We start from the raw sequence: 15,726 nt of genomic DNA, 5'->3' as shown, positions 1-15,726 counted from the left end.
GGTATGCTGGAATATAGTTTGATTTTTGCTGAAAGGGTGTTTCTAAGCGTGTCTGTGAATTTTGAAGTTTGGCCAGAAGCCATAGAGCTGGGTAAATTATTTGCTGAACACAATTACGAGCTGGCTCTTGTTGGCGGGCCTGTGCGAGACATGCTTTTGCATAGAGTTTCGCACGATCTTGACTTTTGCACATCTGCTAAGCCAGAAGAGTTTGAGCCAATTCTTAGATCTTGGAGTCATGACGGATTTTGGGATATGGGCCGAAAATTTGGCACTCTTGGCGCGTTGAAGCGCAGAAAAGACGGAACCGAAGTAAAAGTTGAAATAACAACATACAGGTGCGATGCTTACAATCCAGATTCTAGAAAGCCAGAAGTAAAATATGGCGATACTTTGGAAGGTGACTTATCTAGGCGCGATTTTACTGTAAATGCAATGGCTTTGCGCGTGCCAAGTCTAGAATTTGTGGATCCTTTTGGCGGCGCAGGCGACTTATCTAAAGGTATTTTGCGAACTCCAGTAGATCCACGTCAATCTTTTGACGACGATCCTTTAAGAATGATGCGTGCTGTTCGCTTTGTAGCTCAACTTGGATTTAGCATTGAAGCAAACACGGCCGAGGCTATTTTGAACATGGTTTCTAGGCTAGATATTGTTTCTGCGGAGCGCGTTCGAGACGAAATAACAAAGATGCTTCTTTCGGCGAATCCGCGTGCTGGAATTGAGGCTATGGTTGAGTCTGGTATTGCGGATAGGGTTTTGCCAGAAATCCCCGCTTTGCGCTTAGAGATTGACGAGCATCACAGGCATAAGGACGTTTTTGAACATACAATGATGGTTCTTGAGCGAGCTATTGCCTTGGAGACGGACGAGCTTGGAGCGGTTCCTGGGCCTGATCTAACTTTGCGACTTGCAGCTCTTTTGCACGATATTGGCAAGCCGCGTACTAGAAAGTTTGAAGAAGGCGGAAAAGTTAGCTTCCACCATCACGATGTTGTTGGAGCTAAGATGACTCGCAAACGCATGAAGGCTTTGCATTTTGATCATCACATTATTGATGATGTTAGCGAGCTTGTGAATTTGCATTTGCGATTCCACGGTTACGTTGACGAGCCTTGGACGGATTCTGCAGTTAGAAGATACGTTAAGGATTCTGGCCATTTATACGAGCGGCTAAATCGCCTTACTCGCGCAGATGCCACTACTCAAAACAAACGCAAGTCGCTTATGTTTGAGCACGCTATGGACGAGATGGAAGATCGCGTACGCGAATTAAAAAAGCAGGAAGATTTTAACGCAATTCGCCCAGACTTGGATGGCAATGAAATCATGCAATTGCTTGGATTAGAGCCTGGTCCTATTGTTGGTAAAGCGTATAAGCATATGCTGGAATACCGCTTGGATAATGGCCCTGTAGAGCACAGTGTTGCTGTTGAAGAGCTTAAAAACTGGTACGCTAATCAACTTAGCTAAAAGCTAAAATTTTAATTAATAGGCTTGTGATTTGCAGCTTTTGGAAGATCTTTCATATCTTTACTAGCTAGGCAGCCGTTTATTTCCGTAATTGCAGCGCCTGCGGCTGGAACATCGGTTTTAGGGCGAAGATTGCTAAATGTGGCTCCTAAAACAACGTCAATAAGCTTGTCTTGACGATCATCCATTCGCAAAATAGCGTCTTTAAAATTGGTTACTAGCGTATAGGCTTCATTAATTGACTTTTTGCCAAAATAGATTGTTGTTCTTTTAACGCTTGTTTCGCTGTTTCCAACTTCGATTAAGTTAAAACCGCGATTTCTAAGGCCTTCTCCAACAGCGCGCGCAAATCCACGGAATTTTGTTCCGTTTAGAACGCGTATTGAAACAGCGCGATTGTCTATATATGGCGCCTTATTTTCATCTTTATTTTTTACAGGGCACGGTGCTTGTATGCCGTAATTTGGATCTACCTCTGGAGTTTTTGGGGCAGCAATACCAAAAAGATGACATTGCACAATAAGAGCAAGAACAAATGCGATTCCAACGCCTATAGCAACAGACGAAAGTACAAATCGTTTTCTTTGATACATGAACTCTCTTCGAGCTAGTCGCTCGTCGTAAAACTGCGTCATGCTAACTTCCGATCTGTTCTGTGTGCTTGTATTGTGCGCCTTGTGTGCATATATGCGTATGCATAAGTGTTAGCTATTTTACTTACTATGCATGACGGTTTGCAGCAGTGCGCTTTAATCTTCAAAAGCTTTAGAAAGAGCTAAAAACTCGTTGCAAGTTAAAGTTTCGCCTCGTCTAGTTGAATCAATCTTAGAAAGTTCGTAAGCTTCTTTAGGAACAATGCCCTTTAGTGCTGCGTTTAGAGTTTTTCTTCGCTGCTGAAATGCTGCGTCAATAATCTTAAACACTTTTTCTTTTTCTTGCTCGCTGCCTTTTGGATTATCGTTTCTTTTAAAATACACGAGTGCAGAATCAACGTTTGGAGCAGGCCAAAATACGTTCCTGCCAATCAATCCAGCTTTTTGAGCAGTACCGTACCAAGCCAACTTTACGCTTGGAGTGCCGTATGTTTTACTGCCAGGCTGTGCGCATAGGCGATCGGCCACCTCTTTTTGAACCATTACAAGAAAACTTGTAAGGTTGCTGAATTTTTCTAAAAGAGTAAGAATAATCGGAGTTGCAACATTGTATGGAAGATTTGCAACAAGAGTAAAATGTGGAGCTTTTGCTAAATCTGGGACGTCTTGAGCGTTTACTTCTAGTGCGTCTTTAAGAATCACATTAAAGCGCTCTAAGGCATTAGGCATAAATTCTTTAATGGTAATTGGTAAACGCTTAGCAAGCGGAGGATCTATTTCTACAGATGTAAGATTTGCGCCAGTTTGCAAAATCGCAAGTGTAAGCGAGCCAAGGCCAGGGCCTACTTCCATAACAAAATCGCCTGAATTAATCTTTGATGCAGCAACTATTTTTTTAACTGTTCCTGGGTCAATAACAAAATTTTGACCAAACTTTTTTGTAGGCTTAATCCCCTCTTGTGCTGCAATCGCGCGAATATCGGCCGCTCCAAGAAGGCATCCTTCTTGATTGGCAATATTTTCTTTAGTCAATTTAATACCATCCAAACTCTAATACCATCTAAACTTTTCTGAATGCTTCCAAGCTTCGCTAGGGTTACCGTATTTGCTTTTAATGTAACTAAGACCCCAAGTTATTTGTATTGATGCGTCTTCGTGCCAATTTGCTCCTGCGCTTGCCATTTTATTTGCTGGAAGTGATTGTGGTATTCCGTATGCGCCAGAGCTTTTATTTTCCGCATTCCAACGCCAATTCGATTCTCTGTTCCACAATTTAACAAGATCTTCCCACATTTCACCTGTCCATTTAAGTTGAGCGCATGCTGCTTGAGCATAGAGTTTTGCTTGTTCTGGAGTTGCGTGAACCATGCTGTTTGCGTTATCGGCTGGAGCTGGGGCTGGAGGGGCTGGAGCTTGGTTTGCAGCAGGTTCTTGTGCAGGTGCTGGAGCAGGAGCAGGTGCTGGAGCTTGTGCTTTATCTGCACCTTGCGCAGGTTTTGCATCTTTCGAAGAATTTTGCTGATTAGCGTTTTTATCTTGTTGTGCGTTTTTATTTTGCGCGTTTGGCTGCTGGCTTGGCTGATTTGAGCCATTTTGTTGAGGATTGTTTTTCTGCGATTGATTTTGATTATTTGGTTTTTTGTTTTCTTCTGCCTTTTTTATGCTCTTGTTTGCTTTAGGCGCATTTTGCGTTTTAGGTGCAGATTTTGCCCCAATTGCAACAATTTTATCAATCGACGGCTTAATAATTGACTGTTTTATTAGCGTTGCGCTTGTAGCTTTGCCATCTACATAAGTTACGTTATATAAATCTACGCGCTCGCCATTTACGCCCTCTTGCCTAATGGCACTTGCTCCCGCTGCAAGATTTGGGTCGTTTACAGTTCTAGTACTAAATGGAATAACAACGTTTCTAGATTCTTTTCCGTGAGTTACTCTAAGAATGCGAAGCAATGTTTTTCCATCTTCTTCGCTAACAGTAACCTTGTCTTCTTTGCCTAAAACTATTCCTAGAGAATCAAGAATAGAGCTTGCTGGCAGAGTTCCGTCTGGAACTACTCTAGATTTGTTATCGCAAATAACGGTGACTGGCCCTTTTTTGTTTATAGACAATCCGCCTGTAAGCTTGTTGTAAATGTTTTGCAGATTAACGGTGATTTTTGCAGCGTGATCTGCATTTGCTTGGAAGAATCCAATTAATTGATCAACGCTTGTTGCAACAGTCCAAAATGGTATTGTTACACCGTCTACTGTAATAGAAGTTTGATATGCGCTTCTAACTGTAATTGTTGAGTGATTTGCAAGAATTTCACCAGAAGTACTAATTACTTGGTCGTGAGTTTTAACTGGTATTTTTTGCTCTTGTAGAAGTTTTTGGGTGGTAGATGCATAAGTTGTAACAATTCTTGTTTTACCATTTACAATTAGGGCTACAGATTTTCGCGCAGAAAATGCAAAAATCCCAACGCTAGAAATAACAAGAGCTAAAACGCATATAAAGATACGTATTCGTCTCATTACTACAAACCGCTGAGGCGTCCATCTGCGAGTCATTCACCCTCACTTTCAATGCAAAACCAAGTTTTAATTATAGCAATGATTGTAATTAGCCAAAAGAAGACTGTATTTTGCCAAATTTTGCTAATTAAGTTAAAACTTGTGCAAGTTTTACAGCAACTCTAAGCGATAAGTCAAAATATAAGTTAAAAAGTGGGGGCAGGGAAGAAGGGGATTTTTCCTGCCCCCATTGAGGAGGAGCTGGTTGGGGGACGCTCCATCCTCTCACTCGGGAACCCTGAGTTGGGGGAAGGCTCCCGAGAACTTACTCAAGCAAAGTAATCAGCATAAAGTGTTTTTGTAAGCTTTACGGTTCATCATACAATAAACCTACTTATAACCTACTATCTTATTGTTGTTATTGTAAATTTACTAAAAACTTCTTTACATGCCTATAACTCATAATATTCATACAAGTGGATTTTTATAATTCAGACTGTTTCTAGGCCATAAACATAAATGGAGCCTCCTGCCGGGATCGAACCGGCGACCTGCCGCTTACAAGGCGGCCGCTCTGGCCATCTGAGCTAAGGAGGCGAGTTCTTGTGCGTAATTAAATAACTTGCGCGCAAAACATTGATTAGTGTATCAGCACCCGCTGCCAAGTGCAACTTTTCGGCGCCAACACACTAATCATAGTTTTAATTGATGTTCAACCAATAAAATTTCTAGTCAAAATTTCTAGTCAAAATACCTAGTTAATAGGATTTGGCTGATCTTTATCGGTTACCTTTGGCATAACACCTTCAACGCCAACCTTAGATTTGTCTAATCCAATAGATTTAAGAATTGCGTCTGGAGTGCTAAGATTCCTATCGCTTACAGCGTTCATGTCTAGCAACTTGCCATTAATCGTTGTTGTAGGAGTTGTCATAGCGCCCTTGTTTTTGCCGCTAACATTCCACAAAGCTTCGCGATTTGGAGTATCGGCGTTAATTGCCTTTTGCCAAGCAAGATAATTCCTATCGAACGCCTTGCTTGCCACTTCCGTGCTTACACCAGCGTTTACAGCTTGCTCAATAAGCTTTTCGTTACTAACTGGCTTGTAATCCTGGCCTTCTTCTGGCTGGAAGGTTTCGGCAAAAATGTTGTTAATAAACTGAAGCAAGTGCAAAGGATTGTCGTCGTTAGACGAAATATACGCGATTGCGCCAGTTACGCGAGTTGAGTAGTGGTCGCTAGAAACCTCATCCAAGAACGACATTGGGTGAAGCTCAAGGTTAATCTGACCTGCCTTCATCATTGCAATAAGCATTTGATCGGCGTCGCGATTAAAATTGCCACAACCAGGGCACAGTGGATCCGCATAAACAGCTATTGTTGGGGCATTTGGAGCCGTTGTGTTGTAGCCATTTTTGCTGATTAAAATTCCGCCCATCTCGTTTGCGTACTTAGGTTTTTGATTAGCCGTGAGCCTTTGAACGGCTCTTCTTGACTGCTGAGCTTGTTCGGCCTTCTTTTGATTTTCCGCATTAGTGGCGTTAAGGGCTGTAATTCCGATTGCTGCAATCATGCCAATCAAAATAGCAACAACAACTATTCCAACAATGGCCTGCTGCCTTAGCTCTTTGGCTTTGCTTGCGCGCAGCTCCTGATTTTGTTGATTTTGCCCGCTTGCGCTGGTGTTAGGCATGCTAATCCTTTCCCCTGCTTTTATAAATAACAGTTATAAGTAAATTTCTAAAAGAATAGTCTAGTTTACGGTATCAACGGGATTAATCGATGCTAGAAACTTGCGATTTTCCCGCGCCGCAAATGGCCCCTAAACCTACTCTAAAAATTTTCGTTCGTCCTAATGCAAAAGAAATAATCCACCCAAGAATAATTCCAATAATGTATCCAATCGAAGTTGGAGAACAAACGTCTGGAGCATAAGTTGGCAAAAATAGTTTAAAGTTTAATATTTTAAATGCAATTAATTGGTTTGAAGCGTTAATCAAAATTGGATATACGTATGCGCCAATAACGCCTGTTATTAAAATTGTAAGCAATCTTGGTATTGAGTATAAAATTGCGCGTATAAAATGCCATGGAATGCTTGCGATTCTTATTAACAAGTCTTTTCCGCCGATTGAATCGTTTGCGGATTTTCGCCGCAGATTTGCGCAAACGTTATACCCAATCGTTGCAGTTAAAAGCATAAAAACAAGGTTTATAGCAATTGCGTCTACAACGGAGAGTGCTGCAACTAAAGAAGAAAGCACTGCAAATATTACAAATGCGATTGTTCCGCGGAACAGATATTTTCTTGTTGTTTGATGCGGATTATTCTCTTGGACTGATTCTTCTTGGTAATCCTGATTTTGCAAATCATTTTGATTCTGTAAATCATCTTGATTCTGCAAATCTACATCTTGCTGATTAAGTTGATTAATAACCTTTGTTGAGCTAACAGAATCTGGTTCAAACTGAGTTGTGTTAATACTAGAATCGCTAGGAAGCCACATTTTTCTAGGATTTTCTGGCATAATCCTAGTGCGTAAAAGCTGATTGGGTACAGTTGTGCCATCGTCTTTATAATCAAAAGGGTAGTCAGATTCCTGTAAAGCCAGAGGATTCAAAGCATCTTGGTAAATAGCTTGCTCTAGTTGTTCTGGAGTGCAGCGCTCGCTTTTTTTAGGATTTAACGCGGATTTAAACGCTTGCATTGTTTTTATAGGAAGTCCATTAAGATTTGCGTTTCCCGAAGCGGCTCTTTCTAGAACTGCCATTATTGGTTTAGTTCCAAAAACGGGCTTTCCTGTGGCTGCAAAAGCAAGAACGGCTGCAACGCTCCACCAATCAGTAGCTTCACTAGACTCGCCGCCTTCAATAATTTCTGGAGCAATAAAACCAGGAGTTCCCATTACAAGGCCAGTTCGCGTAACATGCGACTCCCCCTGGCCCATAGATATTCCAAAATCAACCAAAACGGGGCCAGTAGTGGAAACCATAATATTTGTTGGCTTAATATCTCGATGAATTATGCCTGCGTTATGAACTGCCTTAACGGCGTCGATTAGCTTGTGTGCAAGTCGCTCTAAATCGCCTGCAACGTATGGGCCGTTAAGCTCAACATCTTCTTTAAGATTGTGCCCATCAATAAGTTCGGTAACTATAAATGCGATTGAAGCATCAAGCTCCATGTCTACTATCGAGCACACGCCTTCGTGGTGAATCTTTTTTAAAGCCAGCGCTTCTCGCTTAAGCCTAAGTCTTGCCTGTTCTTGCGGATTGCTAATTTGTGTGGAATCTAAATTATTGTCTTCGTTTTCTAGCATCGATGCGCGCAAAATCTTCATTGCATAAAAATGGCCTCCGTCGTCGCGAACGCGCCAAACTGAGCCCATAGCGCCGCCGCCTAATCGTTCTATTAGCGTGTATCCGCCAATGTTTTGGCCAGAGCGCAAGTCAAACATGCTCACATCTTCCATAATGCATTATGTTAGTGGGCGGCTATGCCAATTTATCTTTTGACAGTAAACACGCGATTTTATAAACAAATGTTTAGATATTTGGATTAAATCAATCGCATTTATTGACCTTTGTTTATGCGCGATTTTTATACCCGACACGCCGAGATGTTAGAAAATACTGTGATTTTGCTGTTTTTACAGGATAAACATGATATATTGAATCATGGCTCAACGAAGAGAACCTTCAATGAACCATGTAAGTAAATGTGGACGATTGACGCCGCCGATGTAGGACTTGGGGTCTTGAGTGCACACCCTTCACAACGGATCGTTCGGCACGTACCTGCCGATGAAAGGAAAATATCATGGCAGAAGTTGTATTTGATCATGTTACTCGAATCTACCCAGGCAACGATAAGCCATCGGTTGATGATTTGAACATGACTATTAAGGATGGCGAGTTCCTTGTACTCGTTGGTCCATCTGGTTGCGGTAAGTCCACAACTCTACGAATGTTGGCTGGTTTGGAAGAGGTTAACAAAGGTCGCATTCTTATTGGTGGTCAAGATGTTACTACAATGCAGCCAAAAGATCGCGATATTGCAATGGTGTTCCAGAACTACGCACTGTATCCACATATGACTGTTGCAGACAACATGGGCTTTGCTCTTAAGATTGCAGGCGTAAACAAGGAAGAAATCCGCAAGCGCGTTGAAAAAGCTGCTGAGGTTTTGGATTTGACCGAGTACTTGGATCGTAAGCCAAAGGCTTTGTCTGGTGGTCAGCGTCAGCGTGTTGCAATGGGTCGCGCAATTGTTCGTGAACCAAAGGTCTTCCTTATGGATGAGCCTCTTTCCAACCTCGACGCAAAGCTCCGCGTACAGACTCGTACGCAGATTGCAGCATTGCAGCGTCAGCTTGGTGTTACTACCCTGTACGTTACACACGATCAGACCGAAGCTTTGACCATGGGTGACCGCATTGCTGTTATTAAGCTTGGTATTTTGCAGCAGGTTGGTGCTCCAACCGAGCTTTATGACCGCCCAGCAAACGTGTTCGTGGCAGGCTTTATTGGCTCCCCATCTATGAACATTAACCAGCATCCAGTGGTTGACGGCAAGGCTCAGATTGGCGAAGATTCTATTACTCTTCCAGCAGAAGCTGTTGATAAGCTTACCGAGGAAGATAAGGGTCAGATTATTGTTGGCTTCCGTCCAGAAGATGCAAGCTTGGCAACTTCCGACGATCCAAACGCCTTCTCCTTAAAGGTTGTAAATGTGGAAGATCTTGGCTCCGACGGTTACATCTACGGAAACATCATCACCGATGGCTCTCCAGAAGAGGCATCTACAATGATGAGCGACCAGAACAAGCTCACAACGATTCGCGTGAATCCTCGTGCGCTTCCAAAGGTTGGTGACGTTGTAAAGATTAAGATTGATCCATCCAAGATGCACCTGTTTGCACCTTCTACGGAGTTGCGTTTGAACTAATGCGTTTTCTTGAGCGCTTGCTTCTTGCTTAAGCGCTCAAGATTTCTGTATAAGGGTATGGCGGGGTTCGCTAGGCGAGCCCCGTTTTTGCATGATTTAGTCGTTTTTAATTTATATTTATATTTAATTTATATTTATATTTGATTATTTGCGTTCAGCTTTACGGGTAGACTAGATTTTATGGAATGGAATGATACTCCTTCAATGGATCCACGTGCTGTAAAAGCAACATCGGTATCTGCACAAGACGAGACCATATCTTCTGCAGAGCCGCAAGCGTTGAAGATTACTGCTGCAAGCTCTAATCCTCAAATGTTTATGCTTCCTTGGGAGCTGCCACTTTCTCAATGGCCTACAAATCTTTTTGTTAATCTTCCACGAGGCATATCTAGGCACGTTGTGCGATTTGTACACGTAGGCGACGAAGTGTACGCAATGAAGGAAATCACTCGTCAAGTAGCAGAGCGCGAATATGAGCTTTTAAGGCGTTTGCGCAAGTTGGAACTTCCAACAGTTAAGCCTATAGCGGTTGTGGCTGGTAGAAAAGATAAAAATGGTGAGCCGCTTGAAGCAATGCTTGTTACTCGCCATCTTAAATTCTCACTGCCGTACCGTGCGCTATTTGCTAGAACTCTGCGTCCAGACACAGCGGAACGCTTGATTGATGCTCTTGCTGTTCTTATGGTTCGCTTGCATCTTTCGGGATTCTATTGGGGAGATGTTTCGCTTTCTAACGTTCTGTTTTTGCGAGATGCAGATGCGTTTACAGCATTTTTGGTAGATGCGGAAACTGGTGATTTGCACGGAAGCCTTACCGAAGGCCAGCGCGAATACGATATTGATTTAGCGCGCACAAATATAATCGGCGAGCTAATGGACTTAAGTTCTGGTCAGCTTTTGCCTGGAGAAGTTGACGAAATTAGCATTGGAAACAGGCTTGTAGACCGATACCATTCGCTTTGGAGCACGCTTACAGACGTAGATAAGTTTAGCCCAGACGAAATGTGGCGTATTGAGCGCCGCGTGAATCGCCTTAACGAGCTTGGCTTTGATGTAGACGAGCTTGAGATGAAGACTTCCGAAGATGGTCGAAGAGTTTTGGTTCGTCCACGAGTGGTGGATGCTGGATATGCTTCGCGCAAGCTTCTTCGACTAACTGGTTTAGATGTGCAAGAAAATCAGGCTCGTAGGTTGCTTAATGATTTAGACGCTTATCGTACGTCTACATGGCGCCAAGGCGAAGAGCTGGAGATTGTTGCTACAGACTGGATGCGAGAAGTATTTGAACCTACTGTTCGCATGATTCCACCTGAGTTTAGGTCGCAGATTCAGCCAGCGCAGTTCTTCCACGAAGTTTTGGATCACCGTTGGTTTATGGCAGAGCGCGTTGGCCATGATGTTTCTATGCAAGATGCAGTAACAAGCTACATTAAGAACGTTTTGCCGCAATACAAGATGGATAAGCGCGTTTTGGCTGCGATTAATGCGGATGCGGATTCTGGCGTTGTAGACGACGAATACACGTATTCCACTCCTGCGCCTGCTGCTGCCGCAAGTGACGATGACGAGTACGATCAAGACGCAAGCGTTTGGGCAAGCTGAGTATTTTTGCATCTGCTTTACTTTTGTTTAGTGAAGTGTGGAATTATTCTCTTTGAAATGTGGAATAATTCGTATTTATTTTAGGAATTTTGTTAATTTCTTTTGTGAATGGTGATAGAATTTTCTTGTTAGTTGTCAACGATTGCCAACTAATCATAGTTATTTATCAATTAATCAAGGGAGATTATTATGTTAAAAGGTGTAGATTCTATAATTCCTCCAGCATTGCTGAAGGTTCTTTGCGAAATGGGCCATGGAGATGTTTTAGTATTGGCCGATGGAAATTTTCCAACTGAATCTGTAGGAAAAGACGCTATAGTTGTACGCTGCGATGGTCATGGAACTTCGGAATTGCTAACTGCAATCTTAAAGTTGATGCCACTTGATCAATACACCGATAAGCCAGCTACACTTATGGAAGTTGTTCCAGGAGACCCTTGCGAAACTCCAATCTGGAAAGAATATGAAGATATTATTGCTAAATACGATAAGCGTGGAGCCAGCACTTTAGGCACTCTTGAAAGATTTGCGTTCTACGATGAGGCAAAGAAGGCATATTGTGTTGTTGCCACGGGCGAGCGTGCTCAATACGCTAACATTATGCTGCGTAAGGGCGTGGTGTTTGCTGGAGAGTAGCGTAAATAGGTAAATAAGTTTATATTTATATGCTATTTATCTGTTATTTATTTGTTATCTGTTTGTAGAGATATAAAAAATTTAAGTGTTATAGCATAAAAGCACTGCATGCAACAAGATGATTTGGAATTTAAGAACCATCTGCTACGTGCAGTGCTTATTTTGTGCCCCCTGTGGGACTCGAACCCACAACCCAAGACTTAAAAGGACTCTGCTCTGCCAATTGAGCTAAAGGGGCAACAAATGCCTAGTGTACTACATTTTGGAGACTAATCCAACACGTTGAATATTGGCGTGTTAATCTGCAAGTTGGCCTAATTGAATAAGCTTATTTTTGATTTGACTTGCGGATGGCTCAACCATAAAGCTGCCGTCGCTAAAAGTTACAACTGGAATATGCTTTTGGCCGCTAATTTCAACAGCCTTTTGAGCAGCTCCGTCTTCGGATTCAATATTGTGCCAAGTAAAAGCAACATTAAACTGGTTTAGTGCAGCTTTTGCGCGAATGCAGTCGCCACACCAATCGGCTCCGTAAACATTGACCAATGGCAGATTTTCCATAAATAAACACCCCAATTCAGTTTGATTTTAAAGTGGCCTATAAAGCTACACTTAAAGCGCTAAATATCGGCTTGTAAAATTATTGTATTAGAACACCAATATTTGCGTGATTTTTACTAAGTGATCAACAATTTTGACTATAATTTAAGAAAATTCCCTTTAATGTGTCCCTTTAATTTCATAGGCTTATTTATATGAACATGGTTATGGACTTAAATTTGATTATGTGGTTTGCTATTGGCGCGGTTGTTTTAGCTGTTGCTTTAGTGGCTGTAGCTGTTGTTTTGCGAATTGTTAGCAAATCGCGAGGCCCTGTAATACCTACTAGCAAAGAAGACCCATTAACTAGTAGCGCCGAAAATAATAGTAGCGCCGAAAACAATGTTAACTCTAGTGTGCAATTGCCAGAAAACGCAACATCTAGAATGGCTAGGCTTAGGGGCAAGCTTGCCAATAGTCAAAATCCTTTTGGTCGTGCTCTATTCAACATTTTAAGCAAAGATAATCTTAGTGAAGATGATTGGCAAGATGTAGAAGACACGCTTTTAATGGCAGATGTTGGCACTCAGGCAAGCGAAGAACTTGTTAATGCACTTAAAAAAGACGCTAAGATTTCTGCGGCTGCAGACGCTCAAGAAGTTCGTGAAACGCTTCGCACAAAACTGTTGGATATTGTTGGCAGCAAAACCGATAGAAGCCTAAAAGCAGATTTGCAAGATGCAAATAAGCCAAGCGTAATAATGATGGTTGGTGTAAATGGCACTGGAAAAACCACTACTGCTGGCAAGCTTGCGCGACTAATGGTTGCTAAAAAACGTTCGGTAATTCTTGCTGCTGCAGATACTTTCCGCGCGGCTGCTGCCGATCAGCTTGAAACTTGGGCAAATGCCGCAGGCGTTAAAATTGTTCGCAGCCAAAAAGACGGTGCAGACCCAGCGTCTGTAGCTTTTGACGGGGCTACAGCTGCCAAAGAAGCAAATGCAGATGTTTTGATTGTAGACACGGCTGGAAGGTTGCAAAATAAGGCAAATCTTATGGATGAGCTTGGCAAAATTCGCCGTGTGATTGAAAAAACCGTTCCAGTAGACGAAGTTCTTTTAGTTCTTGATGCTACAACTGGGCAAAATGGCATGGTGCAGGCAAAAGTTTTTGCTCAGGCAATTGGAATTACTGGCGTAGTGTTAACAAAGCTAGACGGCTCTGCAAAGGGCGGAATCGTGATTTCTGTTCAGCGCGAGCTTGGAGTTCCAGTAAAGCTTGTTGGTTTAGGAGAAGGCCCAGACGATCTTGCGCCGTTTGATCCAGAAAGCTTTGTAGACGGCATTTTGGCTTGAGTTGATTTTGGTTTTGGCCGATTTTAGTCGGTTTTGGTCGATTTTAGCTTGAGTCTATTAGAATATAAACAGATATTAGTTTATTAGTTCGCAGATTTTAGTCTGCAGAATTAGTTTGCATTGGTTTGCATATGTTAGTTCGCAACCACCGATGGCTGCGTATTGTGAGGTGAAACATGACCGCAATGGATCCGCAATGGGCATTACTGGCTGCTGCCTTAGTGTTTATAATTACGCCAGGAATCGCGCTGTTTTACGGCGGCCGCGAGCGCGCAACATCAATGGTTAATATGATGATGCTTTCCGCTGGCGCAATTGCGGTAACAACTATAGTTTGGACGCTTTGGGGCTGGTCAATGGCCTTTGCTGGCAAAGACATGATTGGCGGAGTTGTTGGCGACCCAGTAAGTGGTTTACTGTTGCGCGATTCAATGGTTGCCGATCACGGCATTTTTACCTCAATGGATGCAAACACGGGCCTTGCTGGTGGCATTCCAGCGGCGTTTAGACTTGCGTGCGCGGTTGTTGCTGTGGCTCTTATAACTGGCGCTCTTGCTGGCCGTGTGCGCTACGCGATTTGGCTAATCTTTGTAGCCGTTTGGGTAACTCTTGTGTTTGCACCTCTTGCTCATATGGTTTGCGGAGGCGGATTGCTTTCGCCAAATGGCGCTATATCTCAGGCTCTTGGAATTCAAGTTCACGATTTTGCAGGCGGATCTTTGCTGCATGTAGCCGCGGCTGTTTCGGCGTTGTCGATTGTGCTTATTATTGGCGGTCACGCACATTTTCCGCTAAAAAAGTTCGTTTTAAGCACTAAATCTTTAACAGCTTTGGGCGTTGGCAATATTGAGCATAAGGGCAATTTGGTTCGCGCGCTTTGGTCGGAAGTTGCAAAGTCTAATAAGACCAATAATGCGGCAGATTCTAGCGCAGACTTTAAAACTAAGGGCGATTCTTCTTTAAGCAATGCTGGAGAATCGGCGGTTAGTGGCCATTTGCCAGCAGCTTCTTCGCGCGCCCCGCACAACGTTCCATTTGTTGTTCTTGGAATTTTCATCATCTGGTTTGGCTGGCTTGGATTAATGATTGGCTCTTCTGCAGGTCTTCCAGGAGTTGCTGGCTATGCGTGGGTTAGCTCAACTATTACAGCATCGGCATCTATGCTTGCTTGGGGCGTTACCGAACGCCTGCGCTCGGGGTGCTTTAGCGCTGTTGGTGCGGCTAGTGGAATCATGGCTGGTTTGGCAGCTAGCGCGGCCGCTGCAGACGTCATCGCGCCTTTGTGGGCGGTTATACTGGGTGTGATTGTTGGTGTTGCTACATGCCTTGCTACACATTCTGAGACTTTTTCTCGCTACGATGGCGCTCTCCATGTTGTGAGCGTAAATGGCATTGCTGCGTTTATTGGAATTTTAGCAGTTGGATTATTTGCGGATGCAAGTGGATTGCTTTCTACTGGCGATTGGCATCAGCTTATTGCGCAAATCTGCCTTCTTGCAATCACCATTCTTTACGCGGGAGCTGTTAGCGCGTTGCTGGCGTTTGGTTTAGAGAAGCTTTTTGGGTGGAGAATATCGGAAGCTAAAGAGCGTAAGGGCGTTGATTTAGCAGATCAAGGTGAACGTGCGTATGACTTTTCTAGCATTGCTCAGGCTAGAGCTGGGTCTGTTGCGGAAGCTGTGGAGGCTGTGGAAGCGGCTGAAGCGGCTGAGGCTGCTGAGGCGGCGGATTCTAATGTTGAATTAAGCGAAGAGCAAATCGAAGCTGTTCAAGAGGCCATTAATGCTCAAGAAGAATCTGATTTGAATGTTAAAGACGAGTCTAAAGAAGATACTGGCGAGTCTGATGATTCTAGCGATGATTCTAGCGATGATTCTAGCGATAAACCTAAAGATGAATCCAAAAAATCTAACTGAAAGAGTCAAAACAGAATATTCTTTGAAAGTTATGCACAATTAGTATAAAAATTATGCTTTTATTTGCGTAAATTGACGAAGATATGACACACACGGATTGCGCAATGTGGATAAAACTTTTAGTTATCCACATTTTAGGCGTGTTGCTGTGTATATCTATAAAAGTT

12 protein-coding genes and 2 tRNA genes are annotated in these 15,726 nt (G+C 43.0%); 6 read left to right on the top strand and 8 right to left on the bottom strand.

All coding sequences use genetic code 11. The annotated features are described in order from the left end of the window. The first annotated feature begins 3 nt into the window (after positions 1-3). Positions 4-1,473, top strand: a complete 1,470-nt coding sequence (locus tag QP420_RS00875; protein WP_464405847.1) for a CCA tRNA nucleotidyltransferase — start codon at positions 4-6, stop codon at positions 1,471-1,473. A gap of 11 nt (positions 1,474-1,484) precedes the next feature. Here the strand turns inward: QP420_RS00875 and QP420_RS00870 are convergent, their stop codons facing one another. The 6 genes from QP420_RS00870 to QP420_RS00845 form a co-directional block, all read right to left on the bottom strand. Next, on the bottom strand, positions 1,485-2,108 hold the full coding sequence (locus QP420_RS00870; protein WP_464405849.1) for a LytR C-terminal domain-containing protein: 624 nt from the start codon (positions 2,106-2,108) through the stop codon (positions 1,485-1,487). A gap of 114 nt (positions 2,109-2,222) precedes the next feature. Continuing rightward, positions 2,223-3,113, bottom strand: a complete 891-nt coding sequence (rsmA, locus tag QP420_RS00865) for a 16S rRNA (adenine(1518)-N(6)/adenine(1519)-N(6))-dimethyltransferase RsmA (RefSeq protein ID WP_060787019.1) — start codon at positions 3,111-3,113, stop codon at positions 2,223-2,225. A gap of 3 nt (positions 3,114-3,116) precedes the next feature. Next, positions 3,117-4,619 carry an aggregation-promoting factor C-terminal-like domain-containing protein gene (locus tag QP420_RS00860; protein ID WP_481616309.1) on the bottom strand — a complete coding sequence of 501 codons (1,503 nt, stop codon included), beginning with the start codon at positions 4,617-4,619 and terminating at the stop codon, positions 3,117-3,119. Positions 4,620-5,082: 463 nt separating this feature from the next. Further along, positions 5,083-5,159, bottom strand: a tRNA-Thr gene (locus QP420_RS00855). Positions 5,160-5,316: 157 nt separating this feature from the next. Beyond that, positions 5,317-6,255: a DsbA family protein gene (locus QP420_RS00850; protein ID WP_415688813.1), complete on the bottom strand. Its 939-nt coding sequence runs from the start codon at positions 6,253-6,255 to the stop codon at positions 5,317-5,319. An 82-nt stretch (positions 6,256-6,337) separates the two neighbouring features. Further along, complete coding sequence (locus QP420_RS00845) at positions 6,338-8,035, bottom strand: serine/threonine-protein kinase (RefSeq protein WP_481616308.1); 1,698 nt, start codon at positions 8,033-8,035, stop codon at positions 6,338-6,340. Between the two features lie 347 nt (positions 8,036-8,382). Between QP420_RS00845 and QP420_RS00840 the strand changes: the two genes are divergently transcribed. The 3 genes from QP420_RS00840 to QP420_RS00830 all read left to right on the top strand — a co-directional run bounded on the left by QP420_RS00840 (position 8,383) and on the right by QP420_RS00830 (position 11,748). Continuing rightward, the gene (locus QP420_RS00840; RefSeq protein ID WP_004131128.1) at positions 8,383-9,510 is read left to right on the top strand and encodes an ABC transporter ATP-binding protein; all 1,128 of its coding nucleotides are present in this window, start codon (positions 8,383-8,385) and stop codon (positions 9,508-9,510) included. A 180-nt stretch (positions 9,511-9,690) separates the two neighbouring features. Beyond that, complete coding sequence (locus QP420_RS00835) at positions 9,691-11,112, top strand: DUF4032 domain-containing protein (protein WP_481616307.1); 1,422 nt, start codon at positions 9,691-9,693, stop codon at positions 11,110-11,112. A 189-nt stretch (positions 11,113-11,301) separates the two neighbouring features. Further along, positions 11,302-11,748 carry an RbsD/FucU family protein gene (locus tag QP420_RS00830; RefSeq protein WP_004131125.1) on the top strand — a complete coding sequence of 149 codons (447 nt, stop codon included), beginning with the start codon at positions 11,302-11,304 and terminating at the stop codon, positions 11,746-11,748. A 165-nt stretch (positions 11,749-11,913) separates the two neighbouring features. On the opposite strand, the gene QP420_RS00825 is transcribed toward QP420_RS00830, so the two are convergent. Both QP420_RS00825 and QP420_RS00820 read right to left on the bottom strand, forming a co-directional pair. Next, positions 11,914-11,986: transfer RNA gene (locus QP420_RS00825), tRNA-Lys, on the bottom strand. A 59-nt stretch (positions 11,987-12,045) separates the two neighbouring features. Next, positions 12,046-12,309 carry a mycoredoxin gene (locus tag QP420_RS00820; RefSeq protein ID WP_060787025.1) on the bottom strand — a complete coding sequence of 88 codons (264 nt, stop codon included), beginning with the start codon at positions 12,307-12,309 and terminating at the stop codon, positions 12,046-12,048. A gap of 194 nt (positions 12,310-12,503) precedes the next feature. Between QP420_RS00820 and ftsY the strand changes: the two genes are divergently transcribed. Next, positions 12,504-13,643 (top strand): signal recognition particle-docking protein FtsY, encoded by a 1,140-nt coding sequence (gene ftsY / locus QP420_RS00815; protein WP_415695438.1) that lies wholly within the window; start codon positions 12,504-12,506, stop codon positions 13,641-13,643. Positions 13,644-13,819: 176 nt separating this feature from the next. Next, entirely contained in the window at positions 13,820-15,559 is a 1,740-nt protein-coding gene (locus tag QP420_RS00810; protein ID WP_481616306.1) for an ammonium transporter, read from the top strand. Positions 15,560-15,726 lie beyond the last annotated feature (167 nt).

The organism is Bifidobacterium sp. UMB1197 (assembly GCF_030217745.1).
Classification (GTDB): Bacteria; Actinomycetota; Actinomycetes; order Actinomycetales; family Bifidobacteriaceae; genus Bifidobacterium; species Bifidobacterium vaginale_B.
This window is presented reverse-complemented; position numbering and strand designations above follow the sequence as displayed.